The following is a 20,956-nucleotide window of genomic DNA, read 5'->3' on the forward strand; positions in this document are numbered from 1 at the left end:
AATAGAAAGGGGAATTATCATGAGAAAAAGACCATTAGCTTTATTGACAGCAGCAGCCCTGGCAGCAGGTACGCTGGCAGGATGCGGTTCTTCGGCATCCGCGCCCACCGGAGCAGCGCAAAAGGCAGAGGCTTCCGGTAAGGAATCCTCCCAGGCAGCAGAGGGAAAGACAGAGGCAGCGGGCCAGGCTGGCGGCGCAGCCGGCGTGGACGTGTCCGGAGCCACCGGGGAAATCAATGTGTGGACCAACTTAAGCCAGAGCGAGATGAACTTCTATGTGGAAGAATTCAACAAGCGGGTTCCCGGTGTAAAGGTGACAGTCACTGTCATGCCGGGCAACGAGTACCGCACAAAACTCCAGAACGCATTCCGCACTGGCACCAATGCGCCTGACGTGGCTACCTTTGAAATTTCAGACTTTGGTATGTACAAGAACACCGACCTGCTGGAGAACCTGAGTACGGAGAGCTACGACGCAGAGGCTCTTTCCAAGGATATGATTCCCTATGTGGACGAGCTCTCAAGGGATAACAGCGGTAATTTAAGAGGGCTGTCCTACCAGGCTACTCCAGGCGGTTTCTGGTACAAAAAGGCTCTGGCAAGGGAATATCTGGGAACAGATGATCCCGAAGAATTACATGAGATGTTAAAGGACTGGGATTCCATCATCGAGGTGGGCAAGCAGGTGAATGAGAAATCCGGAGGCAAAATAGGACTGTTGGACGACATTGAGACCGTAGAGCAGATTTACTGTTCCTATAAAGGCGCTCCGTGGGTGGATGAGAACAACCATATCATCTCCGATGATTTCCTGATGGAGCAGCTCAACCTGATGCAGCGCGTGGTTGACAACAATGTGGATGCCAGGGCAGACCAGTGGTCGGCAGGCTGGACCTCAGGCATGTACTCCCAGGATATGTTTATCCTGATCGGACTTCCCAGCTGGGCCCTTAACTTCTGCATCAAGCCGGGCATCCCGGAGGGAGAAATGGAGAAGGCAGCGGATACATGGGGCTATATGGAGGCACCCGCGCCTTACCAGAACGGAGGAACCTGGTACGGCATTTACTCTGGTTCCAAGAACAAGGAAGCTGCCTATGCCTGGGTAAAGACCATGACAGCTGACAAGGATTACCTGGTCAATGGCCTGGCCGGCCAGTTAGGCGATTTCCCGGCATATATACCGGCTATCGAGCAGTGTATCGAAGAGGGGCATACGGACATCGTCACAGGCGACCAGCAGTATTTCCAGAGCTTCTATGACACGGCAATGAACGTCAAGGCAGACCCCATGACCAAGTACGACCGCCAGGCATGGACCAGCATGACTGCCCAGATGGATTTACTGGCAGGCGGCGGCGCCACTCCGGAGGAGGCATGCCAGGGATTCAAGGAGGATATGCAGCGCATCTATCCTGAGATAGTAATTGACTAGAACATGCCGGACCACGGCAGACCTGAGTGCGGCTGCCGGATTTGTAAATGACCAGAGGATGCAGGGTGTGAGATAATTCATATCCTGCATCTGTTTCACGGAAGAAGGGGCAGGGCTTTAAAGAAGCCTTTGGCCTGCCTTCAGATGGGAGGATTTCATGACGGAGAAGGGGAAGAGCATACAGCCCTCAAAAAGGAGAAGCCTGGATAAGAGCAATCGGGGATTGCTTTTTATCCTGCCTTATTTTATTATATTTTTATGTTTTACACTGTATCCCATACTGTACACGTTTAAACTCAGCTTTCACAGCTGGGACGGCCTGGGGACTCCTGTCTTTACCGGCCTGGCAAACTACAGGCGTCTTTTAAATGACGCGGTGTTTTTCAAATCTATTTTCAATACAGTGTTCATCGCCCTGCTGGCCATGGCGCCCCAGATGATATTCGGCCTGATACTGGCCTTTCTGCTGAACCAGCACCGGTTCAGGGGCGGGAACCTGTTCAAAACCATTTTTTATTTTCCAAACCTCGTAACCGCAGTTTCCCTGGGCGTCCTGTTCAGCCTGCTGTTTGACTTTAAGGCGGGAAGCGTAAACAAACTTCTGATGGCCTTACATATCATAGCGGAGCCGGTTAACTGGAAGATGAACGGGCTGTTTACCCAGCTGATTGTGGCCTTTGTGCTGTTCTGGCAGTATTTTGGATATTATACCATCATATTTACCGCGGGAATCAAGGGCATACCCTATGATATTATGGAGGCAGCCGAGGTGGACGGTGCTAATAAATTCCAGACCTTTTTCCACATTGTACTGCCCCAGCTGCGCAATATCATGACCTATGCCTTTGTCACATCCATCATAGGCGGACTCCAGCTTTTCGACCTGCCCTTCACCTTTGCGGGGGCCACGGGAGGACCCAGCAAATCTGTCCTCACCATGGTCATGTATATGTACAACATCGCGTTCCAGAATTATGATTACGGATATGGTTCCGCTATTTCGTACGGCCTGTTTGTCATCATCATCGTATTTTCTCTGATTTTTATGAAATATACGGCAGGGAAGGAGAGGAATTTTTAAATGGAAAAAAAGGAACTCAAGAAGTACAGTGTAAAGACAAAGTTTTTCCGGGCAATTACCTATGGGGTCCTGGTTCTGCTGGCACTAATCTGCATCGTGCCCTTTTACAACATGATTATCAACTGCACCCATGACAACGCCGCCCTGGCCACCTCCTTCCAGATGACGCCGGGAAAATCCTTAAAAACCAATTACCAGCACCTGGCTGCCAATGTAAATATATGGAGGGGGCTGTTCAACAGCCTGTTTATCTCCCTTGCCAGCACGGTGATTACGGTTTACGTGGGCGCGCTGACAGCTTACGGCTTTGCCAAGTATAAATTTAAGTACAACAAGCAGTTATTCTGGCTGGTACTGGCTACCATGATGCTTCCGGGCCAGTTGGGAATCATCGGGTATTTCCAGCTCATGAACAACATACATATGCTGGACAATTACGCGGCCCTTCTTATCACTTGTTTTGCACCGCCGGCCATGGTATTCTGGAACAGGCAGTACATTGATTCCTATGTGCCGGATGAGCTGATCGAGAGCGCCCGCATAGACGGATGCGGGGAGTTCCGTATTTTCAACGAAATCATTTTTCCAATCATAATGCCGGGAGTGGCAACCCAGGCCATTTTCACCTTTGTGGAATCCTGGAACGCCTTTGTGAAGCCGTCCATTCTTTTGTTCTCCCAGGACAAATTCACACTGCCCATTCTGGTGCAGCAGATGCAGGGAGTATATAAGAATGATTATGGAACTGTGTATATCGGAGTCGCTCTGTCGGTTATCCCAATACTTATCATGTTTGTGCTCTGTTCCAGACGCATACTGGAAGGCGCCACGGCCGGTGCTGTAAAGGGATAACGCAGGTACCGGAAAAAGATGCTGCGAGGGAAGGTATGAAGGGTTTGAGACATTTAACCATATGGATGTGCGTCTTGGCCGCAGTTCTTGGAATGGGGGCATGCAGCAGGGCGGAAAAGGATGAGGATGTCCGGGTGGATATGACGGCGCCTGCAAAGGACAGTCCGGGAGAGCGGCCGGTCATACGGTTATGGCATATCTATGGAAGTGATGACGACCAGGCCGCGCGTATCATGGAGCAGCTGACCAGGGAGGCAGAGGATAAATTTAATGTTACCATAGAAGTGGATACAGCTGAAAATGAAGGGTATAAGACAAAGATTAAGGCCGCGGCTGCGGCCAATGAGCTTCCGGACATCTTTTATACCTGGAGCCACGAATTCTTAAAACCCATGGTGGACGCGGGAAAGGTGCTGGAGGTGAGCCGGTATTACAGCGATGATTTCCAGTCCCATCTGAACGATGCCATGATGAAGGGAATCCAGTTTGACGGCGGGACCTATGCGCTGCCCCTGGACAGTTCTGTGGCCATGGTGTATTACAACATGGAAATGATGGACCGGTATGGCCTGGAAATACCTGTGACCTGGGATGAGTTCATCCGGGTATGCCAGACTTTTGTGGACAACGGCATAACCCCTATGCCGGTGGGAGGCAATGAGCCGTGGACCATTGCCATGTATTATGACCTTCTGGCGCTCCGGGAAGTGGGGCCGGAAAAGGTTGCGGACGCGGCAGCAAAGCGGACGGACTACAGCGACCCAGGTTTCCTGGAAGCTGCCAGAAAACTGCGTCAGCTGGTGGATATGGGGGCGTTTACGGCTGACTCGGCCACTGCGCTCAGGGAGGAGGCAGAGGCTCTTTTCATGCAGGGTCAGGCGCCTATGTATCTTAACGGCAGCTGGACTTCATCCCGTGTCTACAGGGAGTCATCCAGGGTGGCGGGCAAGGTGAAGGCCGCGCCCTTTCCGGTGACAGGGTCAGGAAAATCCACTATATATGATTTCACAGGGGGGCCTGACAGCGCTTTTGCAGTGAGCAGCAGTACAAAGGACCCGGAACTTACCGTGGATTTGGCTGAGTATATGGCCATGGGGCTGGCAGTGGAGCTTTATAAATGCAAGTCAAATGACCTCCCCTATATCAACGTGGATACGGGTGACGCCCAGTTAAACCCGCTTATGCAGGAGATTCATGAGTACACGGACCATGCCGCCAGCTATACCATATGGTGGGATAATCTCCTGGAAGGAACCGACGCGGCCAGATATCTGGACAGCCTGGAATGCCTGTTTCGCGGGGATATCACGCCGGAGGAATTTATAAGCCGTATGAACGGGTTAAAGCAAGATGAAACAGATGACAGGAGGGAAACAGGATGGAAGTGAGATATGTAACGGACCGGCATGACACCCTTTGCGCAAAATACAGACAGGAATACAGGGATAATCCCGATTATCTGTACTGCGGGGTGGCGGATATGGACCTGGCGCCGCCGGATCCGGTTTTAGAAGCCATGAAACGCAGGCTGGACCATGGGGTTTTTGGTTATACCGAACTGCCGGACGGTTATGAGAAACTGGTTTCAGACTGGATGCGTGAGCGGTATCACTGTGAGGTAAAGCAGGAATGGGTGCTGTTCTCTCCCAGGATCAACATGGCCCTTAACATGGCGGTGGACACCTTCACAGAGCCGGGAGATTCCATTATCGTCAATACACCCGCCTATCCTGCGCTGACAGGGGCAGTAGAAAAATGGGGCCGGAATCTGAAGGAAAGTCCCCTGATTCTTAAAAATGGGCGTTTCACCATTGATTTTGACGGTCTGGAAAGGCTGGCGGACCAGAAAACCAGGGCATATATCCTCTGCAATCCCCACAATCCCACCGGAAGGGTGTGGACGGATGAAGAACTGTCAGGGGTCACCGCCTTCTGCAAACGCCATAACCTGCTTCTGCTGTCAGATGACATACACGGGGATTTTGTGTGGCCGGGCCATGTGTATAAGCCGCTTTTAACGATGTACCATAATCCGGAGCAGGAAAAGGTTATTGTGTTCAATTCCCTGACAAAAACCCTGAATATCCCCGGACTGATTTTTTCCAGTGTCATTCTCCCTAATCCCGAAATGCGGCGGGCCATGGAGGAAACCATAGACCGGTGGGGGCTTCACAACCCCAATGTGTTCGCGGCCGATATCCTTAAACCTGCTTACCGGGAATGCGGGGAGTGGGTGGACCGGATGCGGGCGCAGGTCTATGAAAACATAAAGACTGCCCAGGAGTTCATAAACAGGGAACTGCCCTGGCTGGATGCCTATGTGCCTGACGGCACCTATCTTATGTGGATTGGATACGGACGCACCGGTTTATCCGAGGAGGACATGAGACGGCTGCTGGAAGAAAAGGGCCATTTGATACCGCTTATGGGAACCCATTTCAAGGAGGCCGGCAGAGGCTGGTTCAGGCTGAACATGGGGACCTCAGGGGAACAGGTAAATAAAATACTTGAGAGACTTGCGCTGTGCTGGACATAGGGCCGGATAACACCGGTCCCAGGTCCGGCATGAGCCGGTTATGGGGATGTATATGAAAGGGTTATGTGAGAATGTAAAAGGGGCCTGGGACTGGCTGTTCCATGAACATATTTCACGCAGAATCATGGCCGTGTTCGTGATATTTTTCCTCATCAGCTTTTTTCTGACCTATTCCCTGTATTCGTGGGCTGCCAGGAAGCAGGAGGACTCCATGATAGAGCAGTCATCGGTGCAGATGGTCACTGGGGTCAGAAACAATCTGGATGAGATGGTCCTTAATGTGAACGATGATTTCAATATGCTGTTAAAAGGAGGCACCCTGGATGTGGTGAACCATCTTCCCAGGCCGGAGGACAGAAAAACATATGACAACATGCTGTTTACCGCTCTTGACAGCAACCATTATCTGGAGTCCATCTATCTTCTGGATTTTTCGGCGCACCTGTACGGCGTGGACAAGCATGACATGAAGCGGCTCAGCGTGGATTCCACATTGAAATGTCCGTGGTACAGGAAAGCCCTGGAAGCAGGGGGGAGCTATATACTGGAGTATGAGGCAGGAGGCATTTTCTATAAAAGATACAATTCCAGGTTTGTGTCTGTCATCAGGACCATCAACAGCCTGGAGACCCAGAAGCCTCAGGGATTCATTATTATGAATATTCCCACAGATGCCATAGCGGAAATCTGCAGCGCGGCTGCTTATGGAAGCCAGGCCATGATAGGGATTATGGACCAGGATGGAAACCTGATTGCGGGTACGCCCGGATTTGAATACCAGGATTTCCTTAAAACGCCGGCCGGAAGCAGTGATGAGGAAAAACTTCTGGTAAGCCGCAAGGGGGATGGGGAGCATACCACTTCCCTTTACCTGCCGGACTATGGATGGCACCTGATTGCCAGGATACCCAGTCAGGTGAACCGCAGCGCTTTTAAGGACCTGTTCCTGATCGCCACCCTTATTTTTCTGGTGAATGTGGTGCTGATGCTTTTCGGCTCCCTTTACATATCCAAGTCCATATCCAATCCCATCTATGCGCTGATTGGAATGATGAATACGGTAAAGGACCGGAATTTCAGGAAGATACCTGTCAAATACCCCAAAAGCGAGATTGGGATTTTACAGACGAATTACAATAACATGGTGGACGAGATATCATCCCTGCTGTCCAGGCTGGTGGAGGAGCAGAAAATCAAGGAAAAGGCGGAGCTGCACGCGTTGTTTGAGCAGGTAAAGCCTCATTTTCTCTACAACACCCTGGATGCTATCGGCTATATGGCCCTGACGGAGGAGCCGTCCCAGACCTATGAGGCCATAGAGACATTGGGGAGCTTTTACAGGCAGAGCCTGAGCCAGGGGGACCAGATGATAACCGTTGAAAAGGAGACAGCCATTGTAAACGATTATGTAAAGCTTTTGAGGCTCAGGTACGGGGATTTGTTCGATGTGGAGTACCAGGTGGATGAGAGCTGCCTCAGGGTTCTGGTGCCCCACCTGATTCTCCAGCCGTTAGTGGAGAATGCCGTGTACCACGGGATTAAGCCAATGGGCGGAAACGGGCATATCCGCATCTGGATTGGACCGGAGGAGGGCGGCCGGATGAAAATACAGGTGCGGGACAACGGAGTGGGCATAGATGCTTCCGCCCTGTCAAAACTTCAGGACTACCATAAAATATGGAATATTGATATTGACGTGTCGGGAACCGGGATTGGCCTGATTGGCACCATACAGAGAATCGTACTGATATACGGTGAACAGGCGTCTTACCAGATTAGAAGCGTGCCAGAGGGAGGAACGGAAATCACCTTCCTTCTGCCGGTGACCTGCGGGGGAGAAGAGGACCATGGAGACTGGATATGACCAGCTGTTAAAAGTGATGTTTGTGGATGATGAGGAGAAAACCAGGAAACTTCTCAGGGTTTTTGTGGACTGGCAGTCCATCGGCTATGAGCCGGTGGAGGACGCGGCCAGCGCCAACCAGGCCATGGAACTGATAGAAGAGGAGCATCCTGACGTGGTTATCACGGACATTGAGATGCCCTATATCAACGGCCTGGAATTTGCCCAGATGCTGGCGGAGGAGTATCCGCAGATCGTGGTCATCGTTCTGACGGCCCATGACCTGTTCCAGTACGCGCAGAAATCCGTGGAGCTGGGCATCAAGAGTTTCCTGTTAAAGCCCATACGGAGGGCGGAACTGATTGAGGTCATGAAGGATGTGCGGACCGATATCATGGAGGAGCGCAGAGCTATTTTTGAGTTTGAGGGGCTTAAAAGCAGGATTGCGGAGTCCAGGACGCTGATTGTCCAGAATTTCCTCAACAACCTGCTTTTGAATAAGGTGGACCAGGAAAGCCTGTGGGGTACCATACGCTACTATGATATTCCTCTGAGAAGGGATACAGGGCACTACAATGTAATGGTGCTGATGCCGGAGAAACACAATGACCCGGAGGAGGACGAGCTGAGAAGGCAGCAGTGCATGGAGGTGCTGTCCCCGGCGGTAAGCCGCCTTACGGATGTGCTGCTGCTAAAGGACATACACCAGAACCTGATTCTCCTGAGCCAGAATAAGAAAATCAGCCTCATGTCCTACGGCGCCCATTTTACCGTACTGATTAAAGAAAAGCTGTCCATGGGAATCTATGCGGGCTGCGGAAATCCGGTGGATTCCCTGGAGGAGATCCGCTACAGCTACAAGCAGGCATATAAGAATGCCATGATTGCCAGCTACAGCCACAACCAGGCATTTCTTTCATCGGGCAGGGAATCCGATATGGGAGGCCTCCAGGAGCTGATCCAGACCCTGACAGAGGAGCTGCCCCTATATCTGGGGATACCTTCCGGGGACAAGGTGAGGCAGCTGGTGGGCACGGCCTACGGGACACTTAAGGGCCTGCCGCAGAGCAGCCTTTCGGATTATCTTGTTATATCTTATTCCATTGTCAATGTGACCCTGTCCACCCTGAGCGACAATGGAATTCCTTACATAGAGATATACAGCACGGACCATCTGCCCTATGAGAAGATACTCCGTCTCACCGGGGCAGAGGAGATTGAGAAGTATATCAGCCAGTTTACAGACTTTACGGTCTGCCAGATTGAAGAGTACATGAACAAGAAAAACACCATGCTGGTCCACCGGATTGTCCAGTACATGAACGAGCATATGGATGATTCCACTCTGTCGCTGGCTAAGATATCAAAGATCAACTATATCAACAACTCGTATCTCAGCAGGACCTTCAAGTGTGTTATGGGAATCAACTTTATGGACTATCTGGTATCCATCCGCATCGAGGCAGCCAAAAAGCTTCTGAAGGGAACGGATTTGAGAATTTATGAGGTGGCCCGCAGCGTGGGCATCGAGGACCCCAACTATTTTTCCAAGTTTTTCAAAAAACATACCCAGGAAACGCCGGCCCAGTACCGGGATCGATGTCAGGAAGCCTTGTAGGCTTCCTTTTTTTTGCATTTATGAAGAAACAAAGAACGTTTTATTGTGCATAATATATAAATCACCTGACAAAAACTTGTGTAATATGGCGCCCTGATTTAAAAAAAGTGAAAGAACTTTCTGAACATCTAAGTGCTATTGAAAATAAAATCAAACCTGTTATACTAAAGCTACAAGAGATGAGCAGCCGGAACAAGGCTGCCAGGCATTCATAACAAGGAGGAACTCATATGAACGAAAAAGTAGAGAGCCTGAAAGGGAAGCTGATTGTATCCTGCCAGGCCCTGCCCCATGAGCCGCTTCATTCGTCCTTTATCATGGGCCGGATGGCACTGGCTGCCAAGGAGGGCGGAGCGTACGGAATACGTGCCAATACCAAGGAGGATATCGCTGAAATCCAGGCCCGGGTTGACCTGCCTGTCATCGGCATCGTGAAACGTGACTATGAGGACAGCAAGGTATACATTACGCCTACCATGAAGGAAATCAACGAGCTGATGGAAGTCAAACCTGATATCATAGCGCTGGACGCTACCCACAGCCTGAGGCCGGGCGGCAGGACCCTGGATGAATTTTACAGGGAAATCCGGAAAAGCTATCCGGAACAGCTGCTGATGGCGGACTGCTCTACAGTGGAGGAAGCCCTTCACGCAGACCAGCTGGGATTTGACTTTATCGGGACCACACTGGTGGGCTATACGGACCAGAGCAGAGACCTTAAAATTGAATCCAACGATTTTGAAATCATCCGCCAGATTGTGGCAAAGGTGAAACACCGTGTCATTGCGGAGGGAAACATCAACACGCCGGAAAAGGCGAAGAGGGTTATTGAACTGGGGGCCTTCAGTGTGGTGGTGGGTTCCATTATCACCAGGCCCCAGCTGATAACAAAGTCTTTTGCAGAGGCGCTGGATTAGTACAAACATGTTAACCATTTCATTATAAAGGGGACCCAACGGGTCATTGAAAGGAGAAGTAAGATTATGGCAAACTTAGAAAAGTATAAAGGTGTTATTCCTGCATTTTACGCATGCTACGACGCAGAGGGAAATGTGAGCCCGGAGAGGGTAAGGGCTCTGACTGAGTACCATATCAGAAAAGGCGTTAAGGGTGTTTATGTAAATGGATCTTCAGGAGAGTGCATCTACCAGAGCCTGGAAGACCGCAAGATTACACTGGAAAATGTAATGGCAGCTGCCAAGGGCAGGCTGACCGTCATCGCACATGTGGGCTGCAATAATACCAAAGACAGCGTGGAACTGGCAAAGCATGCAGAGAGCCTGGGCGTTGACGCCATCGCATCCATCCCGCCCATCTACTTCCATCTGCCGGAGTATGCAATTGCCGCCTACTGGAATGCCATGAGCCAGGCAGCTCCCAACACGGATTTCATTATCTACAATATCCCCCAGCTGGCAGGCGTGGCCCTGACACAGAGCCTGTTCGCCGAGATGAGGAAGAACCCAAGGGTCATCGGTGTAAAGAATTCCTCCATGCCTGTGCAGGATATCCAGATGTTCAAGCTGGCAGGCGGGGATGACTACATCATCTTCAATGGCCCGGACGAGCAGTTTATCAGCGGCCGTGTCATCGGAGCAGAGGCCGGTATCGGCGGAACCTACGGCGTGATGCCTGAGCTGTTCCTGAAAATGGATGAGCTGGTGAAGGCAGGTAAGATGGAAGAGGCTATGAAGGTACAGTATGCTGCCAACGACATTATCTACAAGATGTGCTCCGGACACGGCAATATGTACGGTATGATTAAAGAGATGCTTCGCATCAACGAGTCCCTGGATCTGGGCGGGGTCAGGGAACCGCTGCCTCAGCTGATTGAATCCGACCTTGCCATTGCACAGGAAGCAGCCCGCATGGTGAAGGAAGCGGTTGCAGCATACTGCTAAGACCAGGTGTGTTTCTGACGGGGATGTCAGGCGCTCTGTTCACAGTTACCTGTGCAGTACTGAAGATAATGTAAATGGTCCCCGGTCCTTTCTGGAGGGAGAAAGGGCCGGCATGGGACCGGAATGCGTTTGGGAAAAGGAGGATGTTTCCCAGGGTTTTCCGTATAGCAAAGAAGGGAGATTGATTTATGCAGGGTTTTACTACAATTGATTTGATTATACTGATTGTTTATCTTGCGGCTGTATTATTTGCCGGACTCTTCTTCTCCAAAAAGGAGATGAAGGGAAAAGAGTTCTTTAAGGGAGACGGCACCATTCCGTGGTGGGTTACTTCCGTTTCCATATTCGCAACATTATTAAGTCCCATTTCCTTCCTGTCCCTGGCAGGAAATTCCTATGCAGGAACATGGATTATGTGGTTCGCACAGTTAGGAATGCTTGTGGCCATACCCATTACCATTAAATTCTTCCTGCCAATCTACAGCAAGCTGGACATCGACACAGCCTACCATTATCTTGAAATCCGTTTTGGAAGCAAGGGCCTGCGTGTCCTGGGCGCCGTCATGTTCATCGTGTACCAGGTGGGCCGCATGTCCATCATCATGTATCTTCCATCCATGGTACTCTCCAAGCTTACAGGCCTTAATGTAAATCTCCTGATTATTGCCATGGGTGTGATTGCCATTATTTATTCCTACACAGGCGGACTTAAATCCGTTCTCTGGACCGATTTCATCCAGGGCAGCGTCCTTCTGGTTGGCGTTACCTTTGCGCTGTTCTACCTGGCCAACGGCATAAACGGCGGGTTCGGAGCCATTTTCCAGACCATGGGCGAAGGTAAATTCCTGGCGGCAGACCAGCCTATTTTTAATCCCAATATACTGAAGGACAGCGTATTCCTGCTGATTGTGGGCGCAGGTCTTAACACCTGTTCCTCCTATGTATCCAGTCAGGATATTGTGCAGCGTTTCACCACCACCACAGATATGAAGAAACTGAACAAGATGATGCTGACCAACGGCGCTCTGTCCATCTTCATCGCAACCGTATTTTACCTCATCGGTACAGGACTGTATGTATTCTACAGCCAGAACGCGCTTCCTCCGGCAGCCCAGCAGGACCAGATTTTCGCGTCCTATATTGCTTATGAGCTTCCGGTAGGTATCACAGGACTGCTTTTGGCAGCCATCTATGCGGCATCCCAGTCCACTCTGTCCACCGGCCTTAATTCAGTGGCAACCAGCTGGACCCTGGATATCCAGGAGCGTCTTTCCAAGAAGGAGATGAGCTTTGCCCTTCAGACAAAAATCGCACAGTATGTATCCCTGGGCGTGGGCATTGTGGCCATTCTGGTGTCCATGGTACTGGCAAACGGCGAAATCAAGTCAGCTTATGAGTGGTTCAACGGATTCATGGGACTGGTGCTGGGCGTGCTGGGCGGTACATTTGCCCTGGGTACATTCACAAAGGTGGCCAATGCAAAGGGCGCATACGTGGCATTCTTTGTGGCAGCGGTTACCATGGTCTGCATCAAGTACATGGCTCCTGCGGGCTCCGTATCCATCTGGTCCTATTCCATCATCTCCATCGCCATCTCACTGGTAGTGGGAATCCCGGTGAGCATGATTACAAGAAAGATGGACGGGGATACATCCAAGCCTGTAAAGGACGCTACGATTTACCACAATTAATGATTCATTAACAGGAGGTAATCATGATATTTGGAAACATTACACAGGAAAAGACCTATGCCTTTCTTCCTGAGGATTTAAAGGAATGCTTTGCCTATGCAAAGGAGCATGATTTGGCGTCTTACGAAAAAGGATGCCATCCCATCGACGGAGAAAGGCTGTTTGTCAATGTGGTGGAGTATGAGACTACCCGGCCTGAGAACCGCTTCTGGGAAGCCCACAGGAATTACCTGGATGTACATTTAATGCTTGACGGGCAGGAGCAGATTGATTTAAACTTTATAGAGAACATGGAGCAGAAGGAGTATGTGGAGAAGGATGACTTCCTTCCCATGGACGGCGCACCCAACAGCCATGTGGTGCTCAGGCCGGGGGATTTCCTGATTTGCTACCCGGAGGACGGACACCGCACAGCCGTGGCCGTAAACGAACCTGAGAAAATCAAGAAGGCCATATTCAAGGTGCGGATTGACCATTAAAAGCATATAGACCCGGATACAGAGGCAAACCAAAGACCCTGGAACGCAGGACGGAGCATCCCGTCTGCGCTCCGGGCAGGTTTGCCTTTTGCGGCAGGGCGGCGTAAAGGGCGGCGTCAGGGTGAAAAGAAGATTTAAAGGAGCGGTGCTACGATGAAACAGTATATTTGCATTGATATCGGGGGAACGGAAATCAAGCACGGGGTGCTGGACGAAAATGAGAAATTTCTTGCAAAGGGTAAGGTGCCCACCGAGGCCTTTAAAGGCGGGCCTGCCCTGTTAAAAAAGGTCATGGGGATTGCGGCGGACTACCTGAAGGACCGGAAGACAGAGGGAATCTGTGTGTCCACTGCCGGCATGGTGGATGTGGAAAAGGGGGAGATATTCTATGCAGCCCCTTTGATTCCTGAGTATGCGGGAACAAAGCTCAAGGCCAGCATGGAGGCGGAATTCGGACTTCCCTGCGAGGTGGAGAATGACGTGAACTGCGCCGGCCTGGCGGAGGCTGTGTCCGGGGCAGCGGCAGGGGCCCAGTCGGCCCTGTGCCTTACGGTTGGAACCGGAATCGGCGGCTGCATCATCATCGGCGGCAGGGTGTATCACGGGTGGAGCGGAAGCGCCTGCGAGGTGGGATACATGCACATGGACGGAAGTGATTTCCAGACCCTGGGAGCTGCCAGCATACTGGTAAAACGGGTGGCGGCTGCCAAGGGGGAGCCTGAGGCCCAGTGGAACGGCTACCGTATTTTCCAGCTGGCCGGGGAAGGGGACTCTATATGCGTGGAGGCCATTGACCAGATGTGCGATTGTCTGGGAAAAGGCATTTCCAATATATGTTATGTGCTGAATCCCCAGATCGTAGTGCTGGGAGGGGGAATCATGGCCCAGGAGGAGTACCTGCGTCCCAGACTGGAAAAGGCTCTTGCCCGGTATCTGGTATCCAGCATATATGAAAAGACAGAGCTGGCCTTTGCCAGGCACCAGAATGACGCGGGGATGCGGGGAGCCTACTATCATTTCCTGGAGAGGCAGGGAAAGGCCCGGAGCTGACCGGTATTGGCCGAAAGCAGGTCTGTGGTCTTAACCAGGAGGAGGTATTATGGAATATCTGAAATCAGTGATACCGGTCATAGAATCCAATTATGTGAATTTTACAACGGTGGAGCGCAGTATTGCGGATTTTTTTATCTATAACAGGGAGCAGATGGATTTTTCAGCTAAGTCAGTGGCCGGAAAGCTGTTTGTGTCGGAGGCGTCCCTGTCGCGGTTTGCAAAGAAGTGCGGATTCAGGGGTTACAGGGAATTCATTTACCAGTATGAGGAAAATTTTGTGGTCAGGCAGGACTCCATGACAGGCAACACCAGGACTGTGCTCAATGCCTACCAGGAACTTCTGAATAAGACGTATAACCTGGTAAATGAAAAGCAGATTGAGAGGGTGTGCCGGTATATGGCCAAGGCGGGACGCGTGTTTGTCTGCGGAACAGGAAGTTCAGGCCTGGCTGCCAGGGAGATGGAGCTGCGTTTTATGCGTATCGGCCTGGACATCACGTCCATGGACCACAGCGACATGATACGTATGCGCGGCGTGTTCCAGGACGAGAACTGCCTTGTCTTTGGCGTCAGCATCAGCGGTGAGAAGGAGGAAGTATTATACCTTCTGGAGGAAGCCCACAAGCGGGGCGCCAGGACCGTGATGCTCACTGCCAGGAACAGGCCTGAATTCGATGCCTTCTGCGATGAGGTGGTGCTTCTTCCGTCACTGCTCCATCTGAACCATGGAAATGTGATTTCACCCCAGTTCCCCATTCTCCTGCTGACGGACATCCTCTATTCCTACTATCTGTCCCAGGACCCGTATAAGAAGGAAGTGCTCCATGACAGTACATTGAGGGCCCTGGAAAAGGGGAGGAGAGAGAATGTAATGTAAATGCCGGGAGACGCCCATTCCCGGCGGGATAAAATGTATCTCAGGACGTTTCAGGACCATGAGGGCTATTAAACTTTCGGTATGCTGTTAATCACGGCATGCCGATTTTTTTGTTAGAGTATGAACTCTTACCGCATCCTTGGATTGTTTTGGACGAGCTAATATATTAGATAGCAATAAACGAGACGCGACAATGTTAAAAAACCGCTAAAACGGTGTAAAAACACTGTGTAAAAATGTGATATTTTGTGAAATATGTATAAAAATAAGATGAAAAACAGTGGAAAATGACTCTATACAAACTAATATATCAGTACTAATATATTAGTATCAGCAACAAGGGGTTAAGATGAATGAAAGGTGCGTATGTAACCAGAACGTATCCGGAGATTCATTCCCGTCATTCCTGCGCTCCGGTACAGAAAAGCAGAGGCATAAGGGAGTCTCTGAGGGAGAGCATTCAACTATTTTCATCAAAGGAGGGTTCGTATGAACATCAATGTAATTATCGGTATTATCATGATTCTGTCCTTCTTAGGCATGGTATGGTACTGTGTGAAGGGATTCAACCTGATGGTGGGATTTGCAATCATGGCAACGTTCTGGACTGCCCTGGCATTGGTGGGCAACGCATTTTCGCCCACATCGGCCATGGAAGGCAAAACCTTCATCCAGGTGCTGGAGTATGTATATGCAGAGGGTCCTGCCGGATATGCAAAGTCCATTCTGGTCAATGTATTCTTCGGAGCATTCTTCGGCAGGGTCCTGGTGGACACCGGCATAGCGGCCACCCTGATTCGTAAGGTGGTTGAGCTGGGCGGCGATAAGCCCAGAATCACCATGGCGCTCCTGTGTATCGTTACGGCCATTATCTTTATGTCCATGACCGGTATCGGACCTGTTATTTCCATCGCGGTTATCGTACTGCCCATTCTGCTTTCACTGGGCATTCCGGCTCCTGTGGCCATGTTCAGCTTTATGGGATCTATCATGGCAGGCATCTTTGGAAATATCGTCAATTTCCAGCAGTACCAGACCATATATGCGGGCTTTAATGCGGCGGCAGCTGATTACACCTACAACGATTACTTCAAGATTGGCGTTACCTGCATGGTGGTAGCCATCGTGGTAGTGCTGGTGGTTGCCAACCTTTCCATGAACAAAAAGGCAGCCCACGCATGGGCGGCCACTGCTTCCTCGGCAAGTGACAATGCCCCGGCCATTTCCTGGATTTCCGTTATCCTTCCTGTCCTGGGCGTGGTGCTCTTCAAGATTCCCATTATTTTAGGATTCTGTCTTTCCGGCATCTACGCACTGATTACAACGGGAAAAATGAAGGGAAGCTATTCCGAAATCTGCCGCCTCTTTGCAAAACTGTTTACCGATGGTTCCATTGATGTGGCCCCCATGGTAGGATTCCTGCTTACCCTGGCCATGTTCAATAACGCGGCAACCTATGCAGCGCCTTACTTTACAGCTATCCTGGGAGGATTTGTGCCTACCACAGCCATTACCCTGGCCATCGTGTTCGCCATACTGACACCTCTCGGCTTCTTCCGCGGCCCCATGAACCTGGTTGGATGCGGAACCGCAATCCTGGCAGTTGTAGTGGCCACCCTTCCCAATGCACCGGTAGCCTTCCTGTATCCGCTGTTTGCAGTGACCACCATTGCGCCTCAGCATCTGGATATCACCCAGTCCTGGGTTGCATGGGGATTTGGATATACCAAGGTTTCCACCAAGGATTATATGAAGATGTCCATTCCTACCGGATGGATTGTAGGCATTATCTGCTGCGCTGCAGTATTCGTACTGTACGGCGGCCTGATGTAGATGTGAACGGGAGTATAAGACGGCCGGCTGCAGCAGGGAAGGATTCCCTGCTGTCCGGATGGGAGCTGGCGGGATACCTGCCGGCTCCCCCTTATAAGACGGTTTGATGATTTGAGATGAGGAGGTTTTAAAATGGGAAGATCAGTTAGGATGGGTATAGACGTAGGCGGCACCCACACAAAGGCAGTGGCAATTGATAACGCCACCCATGAGATTATCGGGAAATCTTCCGTTAAGACGACCCACGACGACCCCAGAGGAGTGGCCGCGGGTGTGGTTAAGTCCTTTGAAAACTGCCTGAATGAAAATGGAATCAGCCCGGATGATGTGGTATTTGTGGCCCACTCCACCACCCAGGCAACCAATGCCCTGATTGAGGGCGATGTGGCCACTGTAGGTGTCATCGGCATGGCAAAGGGAGGCCTGGAAGGTTTCCTGGCAAAAAAACAGACAAAACTGGATGATATAGACCTGGGCAACCAGAAGAAAATTAAAATTGTAAATGACTTCATCAACGTGAAGAAAATGAACATGGCCGTTGTTGAAGATACTATAAATAGCATGCAGAAGTCAGGGGCCCAGGTACTGGTATCCTCCATGGCGTTCGGCGTGGACGACGGAGGCCCTGAGGCAGAGGTGTATGAGGCGGCCAGCGCCAGGGGCATCCCCACCACCATGGCCAGCGATATCACCAAGCTCTACGGTCTTACAAGAAGGACCAGAACCGCTGCCATCAATGCCTCCATCCTTCCAAAGATGTTAGATACAGCCAATTCAACGGAAGGCTCTGTCCGGGAAGCAGGGGTTCATGTGCCTCTGATGATTATGAGAGGCGACGGCGGAGTCATGGAGATTACGGAGATGAAGAAGCGCCCCGTGCTGACCATGCTGTCCGGCCCGGCTGCTTCTGTCATGGGATCCCTTATGTATCTGAGGGCCTCCAACGGCGTGTACTTTGAGGTGGGCGGCACCACCACCAATATAGGCGTTATCAAGAACGGGCGGCCTGCCATTGACTATTCCATCGTAGGCGGCCATGCCACCTATATCTCATCCCTGGATGTGCGGGTGCTGGGCGTGGCAGGCGGCTCCATGGTCCGGGCTAACAAGCAGGGCGTGGTGGATGTGGGACCACGTTCCGCCCATATAGCAGGACTGGACTATGCCGTGTTCACGGATACAGATAAAATCAGGGGGCCGAAGGTGGAATTCTTCTCACCCAAGCAGGGGGATCCGGACGACTATGTGAGAATCCGGATGGAGGACGGATCCGCTGTCACCCTCACCAACTCCTGCGCAGCCAATGTGCTGGGACTGGTAAAGCCGGAACATTTCTCCTACGGCAATGTGGAATCCGCCAGAAAGGCCATGAAAGCCCTGGCTGACTACTGCGGTACAACGGTGGAGGACATTGCAAAGCAAATTATGGAAAAGGCGTATGCCAAGATTGAGCCGGTGATACTGGAGCTGGCTGAGAAATATAAGCTGGAAAAGGACCAGATATCCCTGGTGGGCGTCGGAGGCGGAGCCGCTTCCCTGATCGTGTATTTCAGCAATAAGATGGGGGTCAAGTACTCCATTCCGGAGAATGCCGAGGTCATTTCATCCATAGGAGTGGCCCTGTCCATGGTCCGTGACGTGGTGGAGCGCATCATGCCTTCCCCGTCCAAGGACGATATCCGGGCCATTAAAAATGAGGCCCTTAACAAGGCCATTGAGTCAGGTGCAACAGCGGAATCCGTGGAGATTCATATTGAAATAGATCCCCAGACCTCCAAGGTGACGGCCATTGCCACCGGTTCAACGGAGGTGAAGACAGCGGACCTGCTAAAGGAATGCGATGAGACTGAGGCAAGGCATCTGGCAGCAGAGGACATGAGGCTGGCGGATGGGGATACAGCCCTTCTGGCAACGTCACCCTACTTCTATGTGTACGGCGAAAGAACAGAGCCGGGTACGCCGGGCGCTGTCCGCATCGTGGATAAGAAGGGATTCATAAAGGTACAGCGGGGAAGGGCCATGTGTTTAAAAACCACGGCAGCAGCCTATCTGGACGCGCTGAAACAGCTCTGGGACGATATGGCAGTATACCAGACAGAGCTGATTGCAAGGCCGGATTACTACCTGTGCATGGGCGCCAGGGTCATGGATTTTACGGCCCAGGACTTTGAGCAGCTGGAGCTTTTGACGGACCTGGAGGTATCTTCACTGGAACCGGATGAAGAAATCCTGGTGGTGGCTGCCAACATCAGGCAGAATTAAGGCGCGGACCCGCTAAGGGGGCCATGGGACCGGTCTGGAGGACAGAGATATGGAAGAGATGAACCTGAGGAAAATGATGAAGGGGCTGGCTGCCGTGGACGACATGACCTGGGGAATGTACGCATTCTCCAGGGATGCGCTCCGGGATAAGGTGGACTGCGGCCGGAAAAAAGAGATGATAGAAAAATCCATCTGCTGCGGCTATGAAACAGCGGATAAAATCATGGACCAGACGGGTACTTCAAATCCCCGGGAGATTGCCGGAAAGCTGGGACTCAGGGTGGAATACCTGGATAAGGGGCAGATAGCGGACAGGGTGCTATTTGCCCTTTTCACCCCTCCCGACCTGATACAAATTATGAGGGAGCCTATCGACAAGGCGGTTAAAGGCGGTTCACTGGACGGCTTTACCACAAGGGAGCAGCTGGAAGATTTGATTCTGGGCCATGAAATTTACCACTATCTGGAAGAGGAGTACGATGGGATTTATACCAGGACCGAGAAGATACGCCTGTGGAAAATCCTTGGTTTTGAGAACCGTTCCACCATAAGGGCCCTGTCGGAGATAGCCGGAATGTATTTTTCCAAAAAATTAAATGGTTTTCCCTATTCCCCATTTGCCTTAGATATCCTTTTGTACTATAATTATAATTCAGAGACAGCCCTGAACATGTACAGGGAGGTAGCAGAGATCTGACAGGAGGAGTTCTATGGGCAGCACAGACAGCAGGAATTCGGAAGACAACATATATGACGTACTGCGCACGGACATTCTGAACCTGAAGCTGCGTCCCGGGATGATTTTCAGCATCAGGGATATCAGCGAGGCCTACCAGGTGGGAAGGACGCCGGTGAGGGATGCCCTCATTAGCCTTTCCAAGGAGGGGCTTATCACCTTTCTTCCCCAGCGGGGAACCATGATATCCAAGATTAATTATGACAAGGTGCTTAACGAGCGCTTTCTCAGGACCTGTGTGGAGGAGAAGGTGATTCTGGAGTTTATGGCAGTGTGTGATTTAAAGGCCATCACAGAGCTGGAGATGTCCCTGGACCGTCAGGAGAAGTTTGTGGAGGAGGAGGACATACGGGCATTTCTGGCCGAGGATATGTACTTTCATTCTATTTTTTACGTGGGGGTCAACAAGGGATACTGCAACGACATCATATCGGCCAATTCAGGCCATTACATGCGGATTCGTCTTTTGGCCATGGCGGACCAGGGCATAGACCGGGAAGCCCTTAAGCAGCATAAGGAGATAACAGACGCCATTCTGGCCAAGGACTGGGAGCGGCTTCACACTATTTTGAATTTTCATCTGAACCGCCTTGTGAATCAGGAGCGTGCCCTGCTGTCCAAATATCCGGACCTCTTTGAACGGGAAAATGTGGAGGTGAGAAGGGAGCCGGACGAGCTGGGCGTGGATTTCCTGGTGGAGACAAAACTTAAATATCATGCGTAAAAAAGGGCTTTCCCGGCTGCATTTTAACTGCTGCC

General features: G+C 51.2%; 17 protein-coding genes. All 17 read left to right on the plus strand.

Annotated elements, in window-relative coordinates; genetic code table 11:
- Positions 1-19 precede the first annotated feature (19 nt).
- On the plus strand, positions 20-1,435 hold the full coding sequence (locus CGC65_RS04235; RefSeq protein ID WP_002568167.1) for an extracellular solute-binding protein: 1,416 nt from the start codon (positions 20-22) through the stop codon (positions 1,433-1,435).
- A gap of 157 nt (positions 1,436-1,592) precedes the next feature.
- Complete coding sequence (locus CGC65_RS04240) at positions 1,593-2,516, plus strand: carbohydrate ABC transporter permease (RefSeq protein ID WP_002568166.1); 924 nt, start codon at positions 1,593-1,595, stop codon at positions 2,514-2,516.
- Positions 2,517-3,368, plus strand: a complete 852-nt coding sequence (locus CGC65_RS04245) for a carbohydrate ABC transporter permease (RefSeq protein ID WP_002568165.1) — start codon at positions 2,517-2,519, stop codon at positions 3,366-3,368.
- Between the two features lie 35 nt (positions 3,369-3,403).
- Positions 3,404-4,756 carry an extracellular solute-binding protein gene (locus tag CGC65_RS04250; protein ID WP_002568164.1) on the plus strand — a complete coding sequence of 451 codons (1,353 nt, stop codon included), beginning with the start codon at positions 3,404-3,406 and terminating at the stop codon, positions 4,754-4,756.
- Positions 4,747-5,904 carry a MalY/PatB family protein gene (locus tag CGC65_RS04255; RefSeq protein WP_002568163.1) on the plus strand — a complete coding sequence of 386 codons (1,158 nt, stop codon included), beginning with the start codon at positions 4,747-4,749 and terminating at the stop codon, positions 5,902-5,904. The genes CGC65_RS04250 and CGC65_RS04255 overlap by 10 nt, the downstream gene beginning before the upstream one ends.
- Before the next feature lie 52 nt (positions 5,905-5,956).
- Complete coding sequence (locus CGC65_RS04260; RefSeq protein WP_235622202.1) at positions 5,957-7,768, plus strand: sensor histidine kinase; 1,812 nt, start codon at positions 5,957-5,959, stop codon at positions 7,766-7,768.
- On the plus strand, positions 7,752-9,365 hold the full coding sequence (locus tag CGC65_RS04265) for a response regulator (RefSeq protein ID WP_002568161.1): 1,614 nt from the start codon (positions 7,752-7,754) through the stop codon (positions 9,363-9,365). The genes CGC65_RS04260 and CGC65_RS04265 overlap by 17 nt, the downstream gene beginning before the upstream one ends.
- A 230-nt stretch (positions 9,366-9,595) precedes the next feature.
- Positions 9,596-10,282, plus strand: a complete 687-nt coding sequence (locus tag CGC65_RS04270; protein WP_002568160.1) for an N-acetylmannosamine-6-phosphate 2-epimerase — start codon at positions 9,596-9,598, stop codon at positions 10,280-10,282.
- 66 nt (positions 10,283-10,348) lie between these two features.
- The gene (locus CGC65_RS04275) at positions 10,349-11,266 is read left to right on the plus strand and encodes a dihydrodipicolinate synthase family protein (RefSeq protein WP_002568159.1); all 918 of its coding nucleotides are present in this window, start codon (positions 10,349-10,351) and stop codon (positions 11,264-11,266) included.
- A gap of 188 nt (positions 11,267-11,454) precedes the next feature.
- Positions 11,455-12,957 (plus strand): sodium:solute symporter family protein, encoded by a 1,503-nt coding sequence (locus CGC65_RS04285; protein ID WP_002568158.1) that lies wholly within the window; start codon positions 11,455-11,457, stop codon positions 12,955-12,957.
- A gap of 23 nt (positions 12,958-12,980) precedes the next feature.
- A complete protein-coding gene (locus tag CGC65_RS04290; protein WP_002568157.1) occupies positions 12,981-13,436 on the plus strand; it encodes a NanQ anomerase/TabA/YiaL family protein in 456 nt (151 codons plus the stop codon).
- 153 nt (positions 13,437-13,589) lie between these two features.
- On the plus strand, positions 13,590-14,486 hold the full coding sequence (locus CGC65_RS04295; protein WP_002568156.1) for an ROK family protein: 897 nt from the start codon (positions 13,590-13,592) through the stop codon (positions 14,484-14,486).
- Positions 14,487-14,535: 49 nt separating this feature from the next.
- On the plus strand, positions 14,536-15,366 hold the full coding sequence (locus CGC65_RS04300) for a MurR/RpiR family transcriptional regulator (protein ID WP_002568155.1): 831 nt from the start codon (positions 14,536-14,538) through the stop codon (positions 15,364-15,366).
- Between the two features lie 489 nt (positions 15,367-15,855).
- Positions 15,856-17,199 (plus strand): hypothetical protein, encoded by a 1,344-nt coding sequence (locus CGC65_RS04305; protein ID WP_002568154.1) that lies wholly within the window; start codon positions 15,856-15,858, stop codon positions 17,197-17,199.
- A 132-nt stretch (positions 17,200-17,331) separates the two neighbouring features.
- Entirely contained in the window at positions 17,332-19,461 is a 2,130-nt protein-coding gene (locus tag CGC65_RS04310) for a hydantoinase/oxoprolinase family protein (protein WP_002568153.1), read from the plus strand.
- A gap of 49 nt (positions 19,462-19,510) precedes the next feature.
- On the plus strand, positions 19,511-20,158 hold the full coding sequence (locus tag CGC65_RS04315; RefSeq protein WP_002568152.1) for a hypothetical protein: 648 nt from the start codon (positions 19,511-19,513) through the stop codon (positions 20,156-20,158).
- A gap of 13 nt (positions 20,159-20,171) precedes the next feature.
- A complete protein-coding gene (locus CGC65_RS04320; RefSeq protein WP_002568151.1) occupies positions 20,172-20,921 on the plus strand; it encodes a GntR family transcriptional regulator in 750 nt (249 codons plus the stop codon).
- Positions 20,922-20,956 lie beyond the last annotated feature (35 nt).

Source organism: Enterocloster bolteae (assembly GCF_002234575.2).
Taxonomy (GTDB): domain Bacteria; phylum Bacillota; class Clostridia; order Lachnospirales; family Lachnospiraceae; genus Enterocloster; species Enterocloster bolteae.

Excerpts from the sequence above, each read along its gene's own strand:
- CGC65_RS04235 (WP_002568167.1), top strand. The coding sequence starts at position 20 with ATGAGAAAAAGACCATTAGCTTTATTGACAGCAGCAGCCCTGGCAGCA.
- CGC65_RS04240 (WP_002568166.1), top strand. The coding sequence starts at position 1,593 with ATGACGGAGAAGGGGAAGAGCATACAGCCCTCAAAAAGGAGAAGCCTG.
- CGC65_RS04245 (WP_002568165.1), top strand. The coding sequence starts at position 2,517 with ATGGAAAAAAAGGAACTCAAGAAGTACAGTGTAAAGACAAAGTTTTTC.
- CGC65_RS04250 (WP_002568164.1), top strand. The coding sequence starts at position 3,404 with ATGAAGGGTTTGAGACATTTAACCATATGGATGTGCGTCTTGGCCGCA.
- CGC65_RS04255 (WP_002568163.1), top strand. The coding sequence starts at position 4,747 with ATGGAAGTGAGATATGTAACGGACCGGCATGACACCCTTTGCGCAAAA.
- CGC65_RS04260 (WP_235622202.1), top strand. The coding sequence starts at position 5,957 with ATGAAAGGGTTATGTGAGAATGTAAAAGGGGCCTGGGACTGGCTGTTC.
- CGC65_RS04265 (WP_002568161.1), top strand. The coding sequence starts at position 7,752 with ATGGAGACTGGATATGACCAGCTGTTAAAAGTGATGTTTGTGGATGAT.
- CGC65_RS04270 (WP_002568160.1), top strand. The coding sequence starts at position 9,596 with ATGAACGAAAAAGTAGAGAGCCTGAAAGGGAAGCTGATTGTATCCTGC.
- CGC65_RS04275 (WP_002568159.1), top strand. The coding sequence starts at position 10,349 with ATGGCAAACTTAGAAAAGTATAAAGGTGTTATTCCTGCATTTTACGCA.
- CGC65_RS04285 (WP_002568158.1), top strand. The coding sequence starts at position 11,455 with ATGCAGGGTTTTACTACAATTGATTTGATTATACTGATTGTTTATCTT.
- CGC65_RS04290 (WP_002568157.1), top strand. The coding sequence starts at position 12,981 with ATGATATTTGGAAACATTACACAGGAAAAGACCTATGCCTTTCTTCCT.
- CGC65_RS04295 (WP_002568156.1), top strand. The coding sequence starts at position 13,590 with ATGAAACAGTATATTTGCATTGATATCGGGGGAACGGAAATCAAGCAC.
- CGC65_RS04300 (WP_002568155.1), top strand. The coding sequence starts at position 14,536 with ATGGAATATCTGAAATCAGTGATACCGGTCATAGAATCCAATTATGTG.
- CGC65_RS04305 (WP_002568154.1), top strand. The coding sequence starts at position 15,856 with ATGAACATCAATGTAATTATCGGTATTATCATGATTCTGTCCTTCTTA.
- CGC65_RS04310 (WP_002568153.1), top strand. The coding sequence starts at position 17,332 with ATGGGAAGATCAGTTAGGATGGGTATAGACGTAGGCGGCACCCACACA.
- CGC65_RS04315 (WP_002568152.1), top strand. The coding sequence starts at position 19,511 with ATGGAAGAGATGAACCTGAGGAAAATGATGAAGGGGCTGGCTGCCGTG.
- CGC65_RS04320 (WP_002568151.1), top strand. The coding sequence starts at position 20,172 with ATGGGCAGCACAGACAGCAGGAATTCGGAAGACAACATATATGACGTA.